Annotated in this window: 16 protein-coding genes; 9 read left to right on the top strand and 7 right to left on the bottom strand. The window is 71.7% G+C overall.

All coding sequences use genetic code 11. The features are described 5' to 3' along the window. Nucleotides 1-269 precede the first annotated feature (269 nt). The 3 genes from ACFYM2_RS25665 to ACFYM2_RS25675 all read left to right on the top strand — a co-directional run bounded on the left by ACFYM2_RS25665 (nucleotide 270) and on the right by ACFYM2_RS25675 (nucleotide 2,726). On the top strand, nucleotides 270-911 hold the full coding sequence (locus tag ACFYM2_RS25665; RefSeq protein WP_388839465.1) for an HAD family hydrolase: 642 nt from the start codon (nucleotides 270-272) through the stop codon (nucleotides 909-911). 123 nt (nucleotides 912-1,034) lie between these two features. Continuing rightward, on the top strand, nucleotides 1,035-2,201 hold the full coding sequence (locus tag ACFYM2_RS25670) for a helix-turn-helix domain-containing protein (RefSeq protein ID WP_388839468.1): 1,167 nt from the start codon (nucleotides 1,035-1,037) through the stop codon (nucleotides 2,199-2,201). Nucleotides 2,202-2,294: 93 nt separating this feature from the next. Further along, nucleotides 2,295-2,726 carry a hypothetical protein gene (locus ACFYM2_RS25675; RefSeq protein ID WP_388839471.1) on the top strand — a complete coding sequence of 144 codons (432 nt, stop codon included), beginning with the start codon at nucleotides 2,295-2,297 and terminating at the stop codon, nucleotides 2,724-2,726. Between the two features lie 191 nt (nucleotides 2,727-2,917). On the opposite strand, the gene ACFYM2_RS25680 is transcribed toward ACFYM2_RS25675, so the two are convergent. The 3 genes from ACFYM2_RS25680 to ureA are packed head-to-tail and all read right to left on the bottom strand — an operon-like array spanning nucleotide 2,918 to nucleotide 6,353. Then, entirely contained in the window at nucleotides 2,918-3,955 is a 1,038-nt protein-coding gene (locus tag ACFYM2_RS25680; RefSeq protein WP_388839474.1) for an agmatine/peptidylarginine deiminase, read from the bottom strand. An 11-nt stretch (nucleotides 3,956-3,966) separates the two neighbouring features. Beyond that, nucleotides 3,967-5,649 carry an urease subunit alpha gene (locus ACFYM2_RS25685; protein WP_388839477.1) on the bottom strand — a complete coding sequence of 561 codons (1,683 nt, stop codon included), beginning with the start codon at nucleotides 5,647-5,649 and terminating at the stop codon, nucleotides 3,967-3,969. Continuing rightward, entirely contained in the window at nucleotides 5,649-6,353 is a 705-nt protein-coding gene (ureA, locus tag ACFYM2_RS25690) for an urease subunit gamma (protein ID WP_388839480.1), read from the bottom strand. The genes ACFYM2_RS25685 and ureA overlap by 1 nt, the downstream gene beginning before the upstream one ends. A 127-nt stretch (nucleotides 6,354-6,480) precedes the next feature. Here ureA and ACFYM2_RS25695 point away from each other — a divergent pair, with 127 nt between their 5' ends. Then, complete coding sequence (locus ACFYM2_RS25695; RefSeq protein ID WP_388459405.1) at nucleotides 6,481-7,917, top strand: cytosine permease; 1,437 nt, start codon at nucleotides 6,481-6,483, stop codon at nucleotides 7,915-7,917. A 35-nt stretch (nucleotides 7,918-7,952) separates the two neighbouring features. On the opposite strand, the gene ACFYM2_RS25700 is transcribed toward ACFYM2_RS25695, so the two are convergent. The 4 genes from ACFYM2_RS25700 to ACFYM2_RS25715 all read right to left on the bottom strand — a co-directional run bounded on the left by ACFYM2_RS25700 (nucleotide 7,953) and on the right by ACFYM2_RS25715 (nucleotide 12,305). Further along, the gene (locus ACFYM2_RS25700; RefSeq protein WP_359000503.1) at nucleotides 7,953-9,038 is read right to left on the bottom strand and encodes a branched-chain amino acid aminotransferase; all 1,086 of its coding nucleotides are present in this window, start codon (nucleotides 9,036-9,038) and stop codon (nucleotides 7,953-7,955) included. A gap of 233 nt (nucleotides 9,039-9,271) precedes the next feature. Further along, a complete protein-coding gene (locus ACFYM2_RS25705) occupies nucleotides 9,272-10,321 on the bottom strand; it encodes a 3-isopropylmalate dehydrogenase (protein ID WP_388839483.1) in 1,050 nt (349 codons plus the stop codon). A gap of 224 nt (nucleotides 10,322-10,545) precedes the next feature. Continuing rightward, nucleotides 10,546-10,674, bottom strand: coding sequence for a hypothetical protein (locus ACFYM2_RS25710; RefSeq protein WP_350232842.1), 129 nt, complete (start codon nucleotides 10,672-10,674; stop codon nucleotides 10,546-10,548). A 191-nt stretch (nucleotides 10,675-10,865) separates the two neighbouring features. Further along, the gene (locus tag ACFYM2_RS25715) at nucleotides 10,866-12,305 is read right to left on the bottom strand and encodes an MFS transporter (protein WP_388839486.1); all 1,440 of its coding nucleotides are present in this window, start codon (nucleotides 12,303-12,305) and stop codon (nucleotides 10,866-10,868) included. A 92-nt stretch (nucleotides 12,306-12,397) separates the two neighbouring features. On the opposite strand from ACFYM2_RS25715, the gene ACFYM2_RS25720 reads away from it, so the two are divergent. The 5 genes from ACFYM2_RS25720 (at nucleotide 12,398) to ACFYM2_RS25740 (ending at nucleotide 16,316) form a co-directional block, all read left to right on the top strand. Next, complete coding sequence (locus ACFYM2_RS25720; protein ID WP_388459402.1) at nucleotides 12,398-13,342, top strand: LysR family transcriptional regulator; 945 nt, start codon at nucleotides 12,398-12,400, stop codon at nucleotides 13,340-13,342. A 10-nt stretch (nucleotides 13,343-13,352) separates the two neighbouring features. Beyond that, the gene (locus tag ACFYM2_RS25725; protein WP_388459401.1) at nucleotides 13,353-14,351 is read left to right on the top strand and encodes a zinc-binding dehydrogenase; all 999 of its coding nucleotides are present in this window, start codon (nucleotides 13,353-13,355) and stop codon (nucleotides 14,349-14,351) included. Nucleotides 14,352-14,423: 72 nt separating this feature from the next. Beyond that, nucleotides 14,424-14,771, top strand: coding sequence for a PadR family transcriptional regulator (locus ACFYM2_RS25730; RefSeq protein ID WP_359000517.1), 348 nt, complete (start codon nucleotides 14,424-14,426; stop codon nucleotides 14,769-14,771). Next, nucleotides 14,768-15,499 carry a hypothetical protein gene (locus ACFYM2_RS25735; RefSeq protein WP_388839489.1) on the top strand — a complete coding sequence of 244 codons (732 nt, stop codon included), beginning with the start codon at nucleotides 14,768-14,770 and terminating at the stop codon, nucleotides 15,497-15,499. The genes ACFYM2_RS25730 and ACFYM2_RS25735 overlap by 4 nt, the downstream gene beginning before the upstream one ends. 112 nt (nucleotides 15,500-15,611) lie before the next feature. Then, nucleotides 15,612-16,316: a nitroreductase family protein gene (locus ACFYM2_RS25740; RefSeq protein WP_388839492.1), complete on the top strand. Its 705-nt coding sequence runs from the start codon at nucleotides 15,612-15,614 to the stop codon at nucleotides 16,314-16,316. Nucleotides 16,317-16,321: the final 5 nt, after the last annotated feature.

A 16,321-nucleotide genomic window follows, 5' to 3' on the forward strand; every position in this document is an offset into this window, starting at 1 on the left:
GTCCGCGCCTCGGGCACCCTAGCGACCCCAGAGCTCCAGTGGGCCTACAACTCCGTTGCCTCTCAGCGCCGTTCACATGGTGGGAGTGGGACAGATCGGGGCGGCTGCAGGCGATCACCGCGCGCCGGGGCCGGCGAAGGCGGCGCCGAGGAGCGCCCGGCGCCCTCTGACTCGCCGGGGCCGATGCCCGTCGTGACCGGGTCGAAGCGGCGTACCGCGCGGGCCACCGGAGTCCACTCGGCAGGCTCGGGGCCCGTATCGTGGCCCCGATGATTGAGACCATCGTCCTCGATGTCGGCGAAACCCTCGTCCGCGACGACCGGTACTGGGCTTCCTGGGCCGACTGGCTCGGCTTCCCCCGGCACACCGTCTCCGCGCTGGTCGGCGCCGTCGTCACCCGTGGGTGCGACAACGCCGACGCCCTGCGTCTCCTCAAGCCCGGTATCGATGTGCGTGCTTCCTACGCGGCAAGGGAGGCGGCCGGCCGCGGCGAATACCTGGACGAGACGGACCTGTACGACGACGTCCGGCCGGCTCTCGGCACCCTTCGCGAACTCGGCGTCCGCGTGGTGATCGCCGGGAACCAGACGGCCCGGGCCGGCGAACTCCTGCGCGGTCTCGACCTGCCCGCCGACCTGATCGCCACCTCCGAGGAATGGGGCGTCGCCAAGCCCGAACGAGCCTTCTTCGAAAGGGTGCTTGAGGTGGCGCGGGCCGGGCCGCACGCCACGCTGTACGTCGGCGACCATCCACAGAACGACGTCTTCCCCGCGAAGGACGCGGGCCTGCTGACGGCGCACCTGCGGCGCGGACCGTGGGGCCACTGGTGGGCGGACCAGCAGGACGTCATCGCGGCGGCGGACTGGCGCATCGAATCGCTCACCCAGTTGGCGACGATCGTCACCGCTTGATGCTCAACCGCTCCTTCTCGCTTGCTCGTTACTGGGTAGGGGCGACTGTGCGACCGGAGCGTGCCCGCACGAGTACGGTTCGGAGCGCAGCCCCGAACGGAGTTCACTATGCCCGCCGGCCCCATGCGCGAGGTAGGCCACCGCATCGCCGCGACCAGACGCGCCAGACGCCTCACTCAGCCCCAGCTGGCCGACGCCGCCCACCTGTCCCTCAGCATGCTGAGAAAGATCGAACAAGGCAGCCGACTGCCCAGCGCGGACACTCTCGGTGCCATCGCTGTCGCCCTCAGGGCAGACCCGTCACGGCTCCTCACCGGCGACGCACAACACGGCAATCGGGTACGCGCCATGCTGCCGCCACTGTCGGCGGTCATCGCGACCCACGACATGCCCAGCGACGGTCCCGTCCGCTCGGCCGACGAGTTGGCCACGCAGGTCAGGACCGCCGCCCAGTGGCGGCTCGGCGCCCAATACCTGCGCCTCGCCCACCACCTGCCTCCACTTCTCGACGACCTCGCACGTGCCCTGTCGGCGGCTTCAGCGGCCCAGCGGCCGGGGATCGCCGAACTGCTCATCTCCGCCTACCGCGCGGCTGACGCCGTCGCCTACAAATACGGCGCCCGCGACCTCTCCGCCCGCCTGATCGACCTCATGCGCTGGGCGGCTACGCACGCGGAGAACGAACTCGTCCACGCATCCGTCGCCTACGTCCGCACAGAGACGTTCTTCGCGGCCCGCGCCCACACCAACGGTTTACGCCACCTCGAACAAGCCATCGACGACGCCCCAGCCGCCATTGACCCTCAACGGACAGCGGCGCGCGGCGCCCTCCATATGAGGGCCGCTGTCATCGCGGGCCGGGCCGGTGATCTGGACGCCGCCGACACGCACCTCGCTGAGGCCAGAACGTTGGGTAGCGGCATCACCGAAGGTATCTATCGCGGCACCGCCTTCGGACCGGACAGCGTCCGCATCCATGAAGTAGCCGTGGCCGTGAGCCTCGGCAGCGATCAGGTGGCCCGTGCCCTCGACATGTCCCGCTCCTGGACGCCGCCCGCCGCGATGCCGGCAGAACGGCGCTCCGGCTTCTACATCGACCTGGCCCGGATCCAGCTCTGGGCCGGGATGAGGGACGACTCCTTCGAGTCGCTGAAAGCCGCCCGCCGCATCGCTCCCCAGCACACCCGCGAACACCCTTGGGCACGTGAAGACACCGCGACCCTACGTCGCTTGAAGCGCGCGGATTCCGATTCGCTGACCCGCTTCGCCGAGTGGATCGGCGCCGTCTGAGCCGACACCGGGTGACACAGGGTGTGTCACTTGCGGGCCTTCCCGAAGCGCATGATCTCTTCGTCCTCGGCAAACAGGCAGACGGGAGCGGTCATGGCCGACGGAGACGTGTCGCCGACCCTGGCCGCCGCAAGAGTCCACGCCCCGTGGCTGCCCCCGAGAGGCACTGTCTGGCACGTTGCCGGAGGCGAGCACTGGGATGTCGTTCGTGCGCCGCTCAGCCTTGGCCTCGTCGCGCTGGAACTTCTCGGCGACGACTGCGGAGCCGTGATCTGCGACCCGTGGGCCCGCACGCTTTACTTCCTGGTCGAGCCCTCCAGCACCGCCGACTGGCAGGTGCCGAGGACGACCGCCGGCAGCACCGCGACCTACCTGACCGTGCCGCCGCTCGACGGACGCGACCCCCAGCTGCACTGGAAACGGTCTCCGACCCAGGACCGCGTCATCACCAACACCGAACTACTTCGCACGGCCCTCGCAGGGGTTGTCGCGCACCAACTCGGGCCCAGAACGGACAAGCCATGACCATCAGCCGCCACATCAGGTTCTGCCTCTACTGCGACCGCCCCATCGAAGGCGTAGCCATCAAAGTCAGCGACGCCAGCCGGATCGCCGCGCCCAGTGGGGCTCGGGGGGACGACTTTCGGCACGTCAAGGGGGATCCAGCGTGCCGGCCGCGTCGGTGACTGCGCGCCGGCCGATCGCACCCCGTAGGGCTACACCCTGGGCTGTTGCTGCGTGATGCAGTGGATCCCGCCTCCGCCCGCGAAAATCGTCCGCGCATCCACAAGCGTCACCGTGCGCTCGGGGAAGAGGCGGCGGAAGATCCCCGCCGCGTTCTCGTCGCGCGGGTCGTCGAAGGCGCACAGGATCACGCCGCCGTTGCACAGGTAGTGGTTGATGTAGGAGTAGTCGACCCAGCCGTGGTCGTCCTGGACGACGGTCGGGGCGGGGATTTCGACGACCTCCAGGGAGCGGCCGCGCGCGTCCCTCTGGGCGCGCAGCAGCGCCACGTTCTCCTTGCAGAGTTCGTGGTCGGGGTGGGACGGGTCGGGCTGGGTGTGGGCGACCACCACGCCGGGGCGGGCGAAGGCGGCCACGATGTCGACGTGGCCGAGCGTGCCGTAGCCGTGCGGAGGGTAGTCGGCGGTCAGGCCGCGCCGCAGCCAGATCGCCTTGCGGGTGCCGAGCATGGTGTGGATCTCCGTCTCGACCTCCTCGCGGGTCCAGTCGGGGTTGCGCTCGGGGCCGAGCTGCACGGTCTCGGTGAGCAGCACCGTGCCCTCGCCGTCGACGTGGATGGCGCCGCCCTCGTTGACCAGGCGCGAGGTGTACGTCCGCGCCCCCGCCAGATCCGAGACGTGCGCGCCGATCTTCGCGTCGTGCTCCCAGGTCGCCCAGTCCTGCGCGCCCCACCCGTTGAACGTCCAGTCCACGGCGGCAAGTTGACCCTTGCTGTCGGTGAGGAAGGTGGGCCCGATGTCCCGCATCCACGCGTCGTCGAGTTCGCGCTCAACGAGGTCGATGTCGGGTCCGAGCAGCGCGCGGGCGCCCTCGGCCTGGCCGGGGCCGACCACCATGGTGACCGGCTCGAAGCGGCGTACCGCGCGGGCGACCGACGCCCAGGCGGCGCGGGACTGGGCGAGTTCGGCCTCGTTGGGGAAGGTGACGTTGGGGCCGGGCCACGCCATCCAGGTCCGCTCGTGCGGAGTCCACTCGGCGGGCATGCGGAAGCCGTCGGCGGCAGCAGACATCAGGGTGGTCCTTACAGGAAGTAGAGGCGGTTGAGGGAGACGGAGTCGGCCGGTTCGGAGCGCAGCGGGTCGCCGTCGAGGGTGACGAGCCCGGTGGCGCCGTCCACTCCCACCGCTCCGGTACGGGAGTTGAGGAGGAGGTCGGCGGGGCCGATGCCCCGGGTGCCGTGTACGGCGACCCGGCGGCGGCGGGTGGGCAGCGTGTCGCCACCCTGGTCGAGCGCGGCCTTCGCCACGAAGGCGACGGACAGCTCGGCCGGTGTGCCGCCGTGCGCGCCGAACAGCGGGCCGAGCACGAGCGGTTCGCAGGTGTCGGTGGCGGCGTTGGGGTCGCCGGTGACGCCCCAGGCGGGGAAGCCGGACTTGAGGACCATCTGGGGCTTGGCGCCGAAGTAGGCCGGGCGCCACAGCACGATGTCGGCCATCTTGCCGGGCTCGATGGAGCCGATCTCGTGCGAGAGGCCGTGCGCGACGGCCGGGTTGATGGTGAGCTTGGCGATGTAGCGCAGGACGCGCGCGTTGTCGTCGTCGGGCCCGTCGCCCTCCAGGGGGCCGAGCTCGGCCTTCATCTTGCCGGCCATCGCGAACGTACGCCGTACGGTCTCGCCCGCGCGGCCCATGCCCTGCGCGTCGGACGAGGTGATGCCGATCGCGCCCAGGTCGTGCAGCACGTCCTCGGCGCCCATCGTCCCCGCGCGGATGCGGTCGCGGGCCATCGCCGCGTCGCCCGGCAGGTCGGTCTTGAGGTCGTGGACCGAGACGATCATCCCGTAGTGCTCGGCGACCGCGTCCCGGCCGAAGGGGAGGGTGGGGTTGGTCGAGGAGCCGATGACGTTCGGGACGCCCGCCATCTTCAGGACGTTCGGGACGTGGCCGCCGCCGCAGCCCTCGATGTGGAAGGCGTGGATGGTGCGGCCTTCGAGGACTCTCAGGGTGTCCTCGACGGTGAGGCATTCGTTCAACCCGTCGCTGTGCAGGGCGACTTGGACGTCGTGGTCCTCCGCGACGCGCAGCGCCGTGTCGAGCGCCCTGGTGTGCGCGCCCATGTCCTCGTGGACCTTGAAGCCGCAGGCGCCGCCCTCGGCCAGCGCCTCCACCAGCGGGGCGCCGTGGGAGGACGAGCCCCGGCCGAGGAAGCCGATGTTGACCGGCCACGCGTCGAACGCGGCGAAGGCGCCCCGCAGCGCCCAGGGCGAGTTGACGCCGACGCCCCAGACCGGGCCGAACTCCTGGCCGATGATCGTGGTGACGCCGGAGGCGAGCGAGGCCTCCATGATGCGCGGGGACAACAGGTGCACATGGGGGTCGACGGCTCCGGCGGTCGCGATCAGCCCCTCGCCGGAGACGATCGAGGTGCCGGTGCCGACGACCACGTCCACGCCGTCGAGCGTGTCGGGGTTGCCGGCCCGCCCGACCGAGCAGATCCGGCCCTCGCGGATGCCGATGGACGCCTTGCGGATGCCCTGCACCGCGTCGATCACGACGACGTTGCTGATGACGACGTCGCACGTGTCGCGCACGGCGGCGGCCTTCAGGTGCAGTCCGTCGCGGGCCGTCTTGCCGAAGCCGGCCAGGAACTCGTTCCCCGGCGCCTGGGAGTCGGACTCGACCCGGACGGTCAGGCCCGAGTCCCCGAGCCGGATCCGGTCCCCGGTGCGGGGGCCGTGCACGGAGGCGTACTCGTACGGGTCCATCACTTCTCTCCCTCTCGCGGCTCGCGCGCGCCGGCTCCCAAATATCCGCAGGCGGCGGCCCTGCGCAGGGCTTCCGCCTTGGCGCCCGGCGCGTCCAGCGGTCCGTCGACCAGGCCGGCGAAGCCGATCGCGATCCGGTCGCCGCCGATGGGCACGAGCCCGGCCTCGGCGCTCTCGCCGGGCCCGAACCGCACCGAGGAGCCGGCCGGGACGCACAGCCGCATGCCGTAGGCGGCGGCGCGGTCGAAGTCGAGCCGGGGGTTGGCCTCGAAGAAGTGGAAGTGCGAGGTGACCGAGATCGGCACGGTGGCCGTGTTGGTCACGCGCACCAGCACCTCGGGGGCGGTCTCGGGGTATCCCGCGCCGGGCAGCAGCGCGCCGGGGGCGTCCGCGCCGGCCGTGCCGCCGATGGGGTCGGGGACCACCGCGAGCCGGGAGCCGTCGTCGAAGACGGCCTCGACGTGGACCTCGGTGACCACGTCGGACACGCCGGGCAGCACGTCGTCGGGGCCGAGCACGGACCGGGCCGCCTCGATGGCCTCGGCGAGCCGCCTGCCGTCCCTGGCCGCCTCGCAGACGGCGTCCGCGATCAGCGCGGTCGCCTCCGGCACGTTCAGCCGCAGCCCACGGGCCCTGCGGGATCGGGCCAGCTCGGCGGCACCGAACAGCAGCAGCCGGTCACGCTCCGTCGGGGTCAGTCGCACAGCACCACACCTCCTGTTTGAACGTCACTCTAACCAGAGATTTCCGTGACGGGAAGGATTGACGGCACCGCTTGGCATGGGTCACATTGAGCGCCACTCAAACCCCCCGAGAGTGAGAGGCCCCGGCATGCCCATAGAACAGCGCGGAGTCGATACGGTCCCGGAAGCGGAACGCACCAGCGGGCCCCGCGATCTCGTATCGATCCTGCTCGGCTCGAACCTCTGTCTCGGGGTGATCATCTTCGGCTGGCTGCCGGTCTCCTTCGGCCTCGGCTGGTGGGCCTCGGTCAGCGCCGTGATCGCGGGAACGGTGGCCGGCACCCTGCTCACCGCGCCGCTCGCGCTGGTGTCCCTGCGGACGGCCACCAACCTGTCGACCTCGTCGGGCGCCCAATTCGGCGTACGGGGACGGCTGGTGGGATCGGTCGTGGGGCTGCTGCTCTCGCTCGGCTACACCGCCCTGACCGTGTGGATCGGCGGGGACGCCATGACCGGCGTCCTGCACCGCCTGTTCGGCCTGCCCACCGGCGGCGTCTCGTACGGCATCGTGTACGCGCTGCTCGCCGGGGCCACCGTCATCGGCGCGGTGTACGGCTACCGGGTACTGCTACGCCTCTCGCGCGTCCTGGCCGTGGTCATGACGGCGCTGCTCGTGCTCGGAATCGCCGCGTACGCACCGCACTTCACCACCGCCGCGCTGCCGGGCGCCGGGGGTTATCTGCTCGGCTCGTTCTGGCCGACCTGGCTGTTCGCGCTGGTGGCGGCGGGGCTGAGCGGCCCGATCGCGTTCATCACGCTGCTGGGTGACTACACGCGCTACATCTCACCGAACCGCCACCGCCCGCGCCGCGTCCTGCACGCCACCTGGCTCGGCCTGACGGCGGGGCTCCTCGTACCGCAACTCTTCGGCACGTTCACCGCGTACGCGGCCCGCGCGGCCACCGACTACGCGGGGCCGCTGGTCTCGGCCGCCCCCGGCTGGTACCTGGTGCCGCTGCTGCTCTCCGCATCGGCGGGCTCGGTCGGCAACGCGGGTCTGATGCTCTACTCGATGGGCCTGGACCTCGACGCGATCCTGCCGCGCGCCTCGCGCACCCAGGCGACGTTCGCGGTGGCGGGCGTGGCCACGGTGTGCGTCTTCGCGGGGCACTTCGCGTGGGACGCGCAGGCCGCGATGACCTCGTTCGTGCTGCTGCTCACGGCGATCGGCACGCCCTGGGCGGTGATCACGTTGATCGGCTTCGTACGCTGTCGCGGCGTCTACGACGCGGACGCCCTCCAGGTCTTCAACCGCCGATCACGGGGCGGCGTCTACTGGTACCGGGCCGGCTGGAACACGCGCGCGGTGGTGTCCTGGGCGCTCGGCGCGGGCGTCGGCCTGCTGGCGGTGTCCCTGCCCAACTACCAGGGGCCGATCCTGAGTTGGACCGGTGGCGTCGATTGCAGCTTCCTACTGTCGGGCGTGGTCGGCGGCCTGGCCTACCTGGGCCTGACGGTGCGTCAATCGAAAGCCGAAAAGGCCGCCCCGGATCTGGAGTCCGAGGCGGCCCTGGCCGAGAGCTGAGCGCCCAGAGCTGAGCGCCGAGCGCCCAGGGCCCCCTAGCCCAGCGGGTGCATCCAGCCGTGGGGGTCCGGGGCCGCGCCGGTCTGGAGGTCGAGCAGCGCCTTGCGGAGCTTCATCGTGACCTCGCCCGGCTCACCGTCGCCCTGCGTCCAGTTGTGGCGGGTGGACTTCACCGAGCCGACGGGGGTGATGACCGCGGCCGTGCCGCAGGCGAACACCTCGGTCAGGGTGCCGTTCTCGTTGTCCCGCTTCCAGTCCTCCGTGGAGATCCGGCCCTCGACGGCCTCGTACCCGAGGTCGCGGGCGATCTTCAGAAGCGAGTCGCGGGTGATGCCGGGCAGCAGCGAACCGGTCAGCTCCGGCGTCACGATCTTGTCCCCGTACACGAAGTACAGGTTCATGCCGCCCATTTCCTCGATCCAGCGGTGCTCGACGGCGTCGAGCCAGACCACCTGGTCGCAGCCGTGCTGGGCGGCCTCGGCCTGGGCGACCAGGGAGGCCGCGTAGTTGCCGCCGGTCTTCGCGGCGCCGGTGCCGCCCTTGACGGCCCGCACGTACTCCTCCGACAGCCAGACCGAGACGGGCTTGACGCCGCCGGGGAAGTAGGCGCCGGCCGGGGAGGCGATGACGAGGAACAGGTACTCGTTGGCGGGCTTCACGCCGAGGCCGACCTCGGTCGCGATCATGAAGGGGCGCAGGTAGAGCGAGGCCTCGCCGGAGGACGGGACCCACGCCTTGTCCTGCTGGATCAGCGCGTCACAGGCGGCGATGAACAAGTCGGTGGGGAGCGCGGGCATCGCGATGCGGCGGGCGGAGTCCTGGAAGCGCTCGGCGTTGGCCTCGGGGCGGAACGTGGCGACCGTGCCGTCGGGCTGGCGGTAGGCCTTGAGTCCTTCGAAAATCGTCTGCGCGTAGTGCAGCGTCATGTTGGCCGGGTCCATCGACAGCGGGGCGTACGGCACGAGCTGGGCGTCGTGCCAGCCACGCCCCTCGGTCCAGCGGACCGTCACCATGTTGTCGGTGAAGTGGCGGCCGAAACCGGGGCTGGCCAGGATCGCCTCGCGCTCCGCGTCGGACAGCGGATGCGAGGTGGGCTTGAGCTCGATCGTGGGCGTCGTCATGAGTGCTGTGTCCTTCACCGGTGGATAGTGACGGACCGCGCTCACGCCGCTGCCTGCGCTGGACGACTGAGCTGCTCCGCATGTCGCGGCCCTCGTCCGATTATCGCTCTTGGCCGGGCTTGGACATAACGGTGTGAGGTGCGGTCCGGGGTCGATGGTGTCACCCGGTGGCCGCATGCGAAAAGCCGCCGGGTGCGAAAGGCGCCCGGCGGCTGTCGTGTGGTACGCCGGGGCTAGCCGGCTACGCGCGCGGCGAGCGCGTCGCCGATCTCGTCCGTCGTGCGCGCGCGGGTGCCCCTCTCGGCCAGGTCGGCCGAGACGGCGCTCTCGATGCGGGCCGCCTCGTCCTCGTACCCGAGGTGACGCAGGAGCAGCGCGACGGACAGGATCGTGGCCGAGGGGTCGGCCTTGCCCTGGCCCGCGATGTCCGGCGCGGAGCCGTGGACCGGCTCGAACATCGAAGGGAAGGCGCCGCTCGGGTTGATGTTGCCCGAGGCGGCGACGCCGATGCCGCCGGAGACGGCCGCCGCGAGGTCGGTGATGATGTCGCCGAAGAGGTTGTCGGTGACGATCACGTCGAAGCGTCCGGGGTCGGTGACGAGGAAGATCGTCGCCGCGTCGACGTGCAGGTAGTCGGTGGTGACGTCGGGGAACTCCTTGGCCACCTCGTTGAAGATGTTGGTCCACAGGTGACCGGCGTAGGCCAGGACGTTGTTCTTGTGGACCAGCGTCAGCTTCTTGCGCGGGCGGGCCTGGGCGCGGGCGAAGGCGTCGCGCACCACGCGCTCGACACCGAAGGCGGTGTTGACCGAGACCTCGGTGGCGACCTCGTGCGGGGTGCCCGTGCGGATGGAGCCGCCGTTGCCCGTGTAGGGGCCCTCGGTGCCCTCGCGCACGACGACGAAGTCGATCTCGGGCTGGCCGGCGAGCGGGGTCGCGACGCCGGGGAGCAGCCTGCTGGGGCGGAGGTTGACGTAGTGGTCGAAGAGGAAGCGGAGCTTCAGCAGGAAGCCGCGCTCCAGGACGCCGGAGGGGACCGTGGGGTCGCCGATCGCGCCGAGGAGGATCGCGTCGTGCTGCTTGAGGGCGGCGACATCGGCGTCGGTGAGGGTTTCACCGGTGGCGTGGTAGCGCCGCGCGCCGAAGTCGAACTCCTTGGTCTCCAGCTTCACGTCCTGCGGAAGGACGGCTCGGAGAACCTTCAGGCCCTGGGCCACGACCTCTTGGCCGATGCCGTCACCGGGGATCACTGCGAGATTGATGCTGCGAGAACTTGCCGACATGGGGGAACCCTACTGGCCGTCCCAAGCTTTGACACCCGTATGTCCACAGTGTGGACAGGCCCGGTGGCTGCCGAGCTCGGTGGACGGCAGGGCGGGCGTTTCGGCGGGGGCGTACGGCTGGGGACGTACGGCGGGGGGTGACGTGCGCTCGCCCGGCCGCCGTACGGGGCGGTCGGGCGGGCACGCGAACCGGGTGACCAGGGGGCCGGGCGCGGAGGGCGGGCTCAGTGGCCCGTCGCGCCGCCGTTGTCCCGGCGGTCGAGCGCGCGCTGGAGGGCGGCTGCCGCGTTCTTGCGGTCGGACTCGCTGCTGCGCGACGAGTGGCGGACTCGGCGGGTGGACTGCTTGACCATGGGGATTCGACTCCTCTGCTGGGAGGTCCGGGGCAGGCCCGGGGGATGCAGTGAGGTGCCGGAAGGGGCGGGGAGCACGGCCACAGGGGTTGCCTGTCTGGGGGCACTGCGCTCACGACCGCCCTTCGCTTGATCAGCGAGACGTTCGGCTCCTACAAAGCTAAGCCGTCCACCGGAGTCTGTCTGCACAATTACTCGGACTTCCTACTATCTGAGACGGTCACGTTCGACGACGCCGGCCGGGACGGCCGTCCGGGCCGGGTACGCACCGCGTCCCCGGCGTCCCCGCGCAGCCGCAGCGCGCCGGCGGCGGGGGCCAGACAGACCGCGCCGAGCAGGCAGAACGCCGTCGCGTAGGCGCCCGAGGGGGTGTCGAAGAGCGCGCCGCCCAGGCGCAGCGCGACGGTCGCGACGGCCACCGCGAGGCCCCCGGCGAGCTGGTTGGCCGTCGCGGACAGCGCGTTGGCGTCCCGCAGCCGTTCGGGTGCCATGTCACTGAACGCGATGGTGGAGTAGCAGGTCAGACCGAGCGAGCGGGCGGCGCCGCCGAGCATGACGAGGGCGGCGGTCGCGGGGAGCGGGGTGGTGGCGCCGAGCAGGGCGCAGCCGGCGACGGCGAGGGCGAGCCCGACGGTCGAGACGAGCAGCAGCGGGCGGAATCCGAAGCGGTTGAGCAGCGGCGTGGTCGCGGGCTTGATGCCGATGTTGCCGACGAAGACGAACAGCACCACCGCGCCGGACTTCACCGCGCTCCAGCCGAACGCCTCCTGGAAGAGCAGGGGCAGCAGGAACGGCATGGAGCCGACGACGATCCAGAAGAGCGAGCCGCCGCTCACACTGGCCCGGAACGTCACCACGTCCAGGGTGCGCAGGTTCACCAACGGGTGGGCGGTGCGCAGCAGATGGCGTCCGGCGGCGGCGAGGACGAGGAGGGCGAGCGCGGCGAGCGCGGCGGGCGTCACCCAGCCGCTGTCCGGCTCGGCGACCAGGTGGGCGGCCCAGGTCAGGGCGGCGAGCCCGGTGCAGCCGAGCAGCACGCCCGGCAGGTCGAGCGGCGGCGGGGCGGTGGTGGGCCCGGCCGTCACCAGGCGCCGGGCGAACGCGAACGCGAGAGCCCCGAGCGGGATGTTGACCAGGAAGATCCAGTGCCAGGTGGCGTACGTGGTGAGCACTCCGCCGAGCAGCGGCGCGACCACGGGCGCGAGCAGCCCCGGCCACACGATGTACGCCATGATCCTGGGGAGGTCGGTCCTCGCGGTGGTGCCGAGGACAAGCAGCCGGCCGACCGGGACCATCATCGCGCCGCCCGCGCCCTGCGCGACCCGCATCGCCACCAGCATCCCAAGGCTCCCGCTCAGGGCGCAGCCGACCGAGGCCAGGGTGAACAGGGCGATGGCGCTCAGGAAGATCCGCCGGGCACCGTAGCGGGCGGTGAGCCAGCCGCTGAGCGGTATGAGCACGGCGAGGGTCAGCAGATAGACGGTGATGACCAGGCCCACGGAGGTGGGCGTGGTGGCGAGGGAGGCCGCCATCTGCGGGGCGGCGGTGGCCACGATGGTGCCGTCCAGCATCTCCATGAAGAAGCAGCCGGCGACGAGCAGGGCGGTGGCGCGCTGTCGGGTGTCAACCATGGGTTCAGCGTGGTGGGAGCCATTGCTGCACACAAGGTCCGATTACGCACCCGAGGCGTGCGTCAGGTGCATCAGTGGCCCATACTCGCGGCATGCCTCAGCTGCCCGACATGAATCTGCTGCCCTCCCTCGACGCCCTGCTGCGGGCCGGCAGCGTGGCGGGGGCCGCCGCCGAGATGCGCGTCTCGCCGTCCGCGATGAGCCGGACCCTGGGGCGGCTGCGCCGGGTGGTGGGCGACGACCTGCTCGTGCCGTCCGGGCGCGGCCTGGCCCTGACGCCGCGCGCCCACGAGCTGCGACCCCGCGTCGAGGCGGCCCTCGCGTCGGCCGTGGCCGCCCTGCGCCCGCCGCCCCCGCTCGAACTGGCCACGCTGTCGCGGGAGTTCACCATCCGCACCAATGACGGGGTGGCCGTGATCTTCGGCCCGGCCCTGACGGCGCGGGTGCTGCGGGACGCGCCCGGGGTACGCCTTCGCATCCTGCCCGAGGGCGACGAGAACCCGGCGGACCTGCGGGACTTCATCGATCTGGACGTCGGACAGATGGGCGAGCTGCCGCACGACATCCGCAGCGCGCCGCTGGGCGCGTACGGCTACGCGGCGGTGGTGCGCGCGGACGGGCCCTACGCGCGGGAGCGGTTGACGCCCGAGCGGTTCGCCGCGCTCCCCCACATCACCGTCACCCGGCGCGGCCGCGTGCGCGGCGTGGTCGACCAGCATCTCGCCCGGCTCGGCCTGACCCGCGACGTGCTGGCCACCGCTCCCACGTACACGGCGGCCTGCTTCTTCGCTCTGCGCTCCGACGCGCTCGCCCTTGTGCCCCGCCTCTTCGCCCTGGAGGCGGCCCGGGCGATGCCGCTCGCCGTCCTCGACATCCCTCTCGACCTTCCGGCCAGCCGGTTCACGCAGGCCTGGCACCTGCGGGTGGACGCGGACCCGGCGCAGCGGTGGCTGCGAGGAGTGCTCACGGAGATCGTCGCCGACCTGGACCGGGACGGCCCGGCTCCCGCGTCCGGGCCGGCCACCGGCGCGGCATAACGTCTGGTCCATGACCGTATCGATCACCGTTCAGCAGACCGCCCGCCCCCAAGGGCTTCCCACCCCGGCCGACTTCGAGTTCGTCCACGGGCCCGTCCCGGATCCGGCGCCGGGCTCCGCGCTGGTGGAGAACCTGTATCTCTCCGTCGACCCCTACCACCGCGAGCTGATGGATGAGGAACCGCTGCGCACCCCGCTGGAGGGTCGCGCCATCGGCCGGGTGGTCCTCTCGCGCGACCCGGCGCTGGCCGAGGGCGACCTCGTCCTGCACCGGCAGGGCTGGCGCACGCACGCGGTGGTCACCGCCGGAGCCGCGGGGACGCGCCGGATACGCCATTACGAGGGCGTTCCGCTCTCTGCCCACCTCGGCATACTCGGCGGCACCGGCCTCACCGCCTATGTGGCCCTCACCCGGATCCTGAAGCTGCGGGCCGGCGAAGACCTCTTCGTCACGGCGGCCGCCGGGGGCGTCGGCACGGCCGCAGGGCGCATCGCGCGGCTGCTCGGGGCGGGCCGGATCATCGGCAGCGCGGGATCGCGCAAGAAGGTCGAGTACCTGACGGACGCGGTCGGTTACGACGCGGCGTTCGACTACCACGACGGACCGGTGGGCGATTCTCTCGCCAAGGCCGCGCCCGACGGCGTGCACGCGGTGGTCGAGAACGTCGGCGGGGACCATCTGGAGGGCGCGATCGCGGGCCTGCGCGACTTCGGCCGGATCGCCTGGGTCGGCGCGGTCTCCCAGTACAACAACCTCGCCCAGCCGCCCGCCGCGCCGCGCAACCTCTTCGACATCGTCGCCAAGAGCATCCGCCTGGAGGGCGTCCTGGTCCGCGACCACCGCGACGCGCAGGAGGAGCTGGAGGACTTTCTGGTGCCGCATCTGCGCTCGGGGCGGGTGACGTCGGACGAGACGGTGATCGAGGGCTTCGAGGGGATCCTGGACGGTTTCATCGGCATGCTGAGCGGATCCAACACCGGAAAGCTCCTGATCCACATCGGAGACTGACCGCACCCCACCCTTCCAGCCAACATTCCCACCTAGGTTGCATTCCTACCTAGGTGGTGCTGGAATACAGGCATGGCCGCAGACCGCAGATCCAGCTGGCTCAAGGGCGTCCTCGACCTCCTCGTCCTGTCCTGCCTCGTCGATGGCGAGAGCTACGGGTATGAGATCTCCAAGGCGCTCACCGCCGCGGGGCTCGGGGAGATCAAGGGCGGCACCCTCTACCCCGTGCTCAACCGCCTCGAAGAAGCCGGCCTCGCCGTCGGCGAGTTCAGGGCGGCCGAGCGCGGGCCCGGGCGCCGCTACTACCGCCTGACCGACGACGGACGCCGGGCACTCGCCGAACAGGGCGCTTCCTGGCGGGAGTTCCACGCGGCCGTCACGACCATGCTCACCAGCACGCTTCCAGGGGGATCCGCGTGACCACCGCCTACTTCACCGAACTGAGCCGCCTCCTCACCGAGCGCGGGATGCCCGCGCCGCAGGTGGCGGCGACGGTCGCCGATCTGGAGGGCTACCTCGCGGAGTCCGGATCGGCCGACGCCCACGAGGAGTTCGGGGCGCCGGACGTCTTCGCCGACCGCCTCACCCGCGGCCGCGCCGCCGAGCCGCCCGTGACCGGGCAGGAGACGTGGAGGTGGACCGCCGACATCTACACCGACCGGCGCCTGCTGAATGAGCACGGGGCGCAGGGCTGGGAGGTGGAGAGGGTCGATCCCCTGGGGCGTTTCGTGTGCCGCAGGCCCGACGCCGCGATGCGCTGGGAGTACCGGCGCGAGACCGCGCGGGGCGCCAAGGAGCGCGAGGCCCAGCTCGCCGGGCTCGCGCCGGACGGCTGGGAGCCGTGCGGCCGCTGGCTGCACATCACGTACTACAAGCGCCCGGCCTCGGCCAGTGCGGGCCCGGCCGCCGCGCTGGCCGCGCCCCCGCCGGCGCCCGCACGGACCATGTTCTTCAGCGCCAAGTTCCGCGCGCTGGCAGCGGTGTTCGTGGTGTGCGTGACGCTGCTGGTGATTCTCTTCGGCTTCGGCCTGGTCGACCTGGACGGCCCCTGGGCCTGCGTCCGTCTGCTCGGCGGGGCCGTGGTGGGCCTCGCGCTCGGCTGGTTCGGCGTCAACCGGGACCTCGCCCGGGGGACGGAGAGCCGCTGACCGCCGGGAGTCACCGGCGGCCCATGGGCGCTCGCGCCGCGCCGCGGTCCTTTCAAGTCACGTACGCGCCGGGGGACTTGGACCGGACCAAGTCCTTGGTCAGACTCTGACCATGCCGACACCTACCGAGCAGCACTGGACCCCGGTCCACGGCGAGCCCTACCAGCCCGTCCCCTATCGCCCGGCGCGGATGGCGACCGCCGAGACCCTGGCCCGGGCCGCCGAATTGCGCGCGCGCATGGACGAGCGCCGTACCGTACGCAGCTTCTCGCCCGACCCCGTCCCCGAGCAGGCCGTCCGCGACGCAGTCGCCTGCGCCGCGACCGCGCCGTCCGGCGCCCACCAGCAGCCCTGGACGTTCGTCCTGGTCAAGGACGCCGAGGTACGGCGCCGGATCCGGGCGGCGGCCGAGGAGGAGGAACGCCTCTCCTACGACGGGCGGCTCGGCGAGGAGTGGCTTGCGGCGCTCCGGCCGATCGGCACGGACGCGGTGAAGACCCATCTGACCGACGCGCCGGTGCTGCTCGTGGTCTTCCAGCAGCGCTACTGGCTGGCCGACGACGGCACCAAGCACAAGCACTACTACGTCGACGAGTCGGTCGGCATCGCGGTGGGGATGCTGCTCTCGGCCCTGCACCAGTCGGGCCTCGCCGCACTGGTCCACACGCCGAGCCCGATGCGCTTCCTGTCGCAGGTGCTGGACCGGCCGGCGAACGAGAAGGCGTTCGCGGTCATCCCGGTCGGCTATCCGGCCGACGACTGCGAGGTGCCGGACCTGGTGCGCAAGTCGCTCGGCCAGGTGCTCGTGGAGATCTGAGGTCC

Origin of the sequence: Streptomyces sp. NPDC006711, assembly GCF_042869775.1 — a bacterium.
GTDB lineage: Bacteria > Actinomycetota > Actinomycetes > Streptomycetales > Streptomycetaceae > Streptomyces.

What these genes read in the sequence shown, in the direction of transcription:
- ACFYM2_RS25665 (WP_388839465.1), top strand. Translation starts at nt 270, where the DNA reads ATGATTGAGACCATCGTCCTCGATGTCGGCGAAACCCTCGTCCGCGAC.
- ACFYM2_RS25670 (WP_388839468.1), top strand. Translation starts at nt 1,035, where the DNA reads ATGCGCGAGGTAGGCCACCGCATCGCCGCGACCAGACGCGCCAGACGC.
- ACFYM2_RS25675 (WP_388839471.1), top strand. Translation starts at nt 2,295, where the DNA reads ATGGCCGACGGAGACGTGTCGCCGACCCTGGCCGCCGCAAGAGTCCAC.
- ACFYM2_RS25680 (WP_388839474.1), bottom strand. Translation starts at nt 3,955, where the DNA reads ATGTCTGCTGCCGCCGACGGCTTCCGCATGCCCGCCGAGTGGACTCCG.
- ACFYM2_RS25685 (WP_388839477.1), bottom strand. Translation starts at nt 5,649, where the DNA reads ATGGACCCGTACGAGTACGCCTCCGTGCACGGCCCCCGCACCGGGGAC.
- ACFYM2_RS25695 (WP_388459405.1), top strand. Translation starts at nt 6,481, where the DNA reads ATGCCCATAGAACAGCGCGGAGTCGATACGGTCCCGGAAGCGGAACGC.
- ACFYM2_RS25700 (WP_359000503.1), bottom strand. Translation starts at nt 9,038, where the DNA reads ATGACGACGCCCACGATCGAGCTCAAGCCCACCTCGCATCCGCTGTCC.
- ACFYM2_RS25705 (WP_388839483.1), bottom strand. Translation starts at nt 10,321, where the DNA reads ATGTCGGCAAGTTCTCGCAGCATCAATCTCGCAGTGATCCCCGGTGAC.
- ACFYM2_RS25710 (WP_350232842.1), bottom strand. Translation starts at nt 10,674, where the DNA reads ATGGTCAAGCAGTCCACCCGCCGAGTCCGCCACTCGTCGCGCAGCAGC.
- ACFYM2_RS25715 (WP_388839486.1), bottom strand. Translation starts at nt 12,305, where the DNA reads ATGGTTGACACCCGACAGCGCGCCACCGCCCTGCTCGTCGCCGGCTGC.
- ACFYM2_RS25720 (WP_388459402.1), top strand. Translation starts at nt 12,398, where the DNA reads ATGCCTCAGCTGCCCGACATGAATCTGCTGCCCTCCCTCGACGCCCTG.
- ACFYM2_RS25725 (WP_388459401.1), top strand. Translation starts at nt 13,353, where the DNA reads ATGACCGTATCGATCACCGTTCAGCAGACCGCCCGCCCCCAAGGGCTT.
- ACFYM2_RS25730 (WP_359000517.1), top strand. Translation starts at nt 14,424, where the DNA reads ATGGCCGCAGACCGCAGATCCAGCTGGCTCAAGGGCGTCCTCGACCTC.
- ACFYM2_RS25740 (WP_388839492.1), top strand. Translation starts at nt 15,612, where the DNA reads ATGCCGACACCTACCGAGCAGCACTGGACCCCGGTCCACGGCGAGCCC.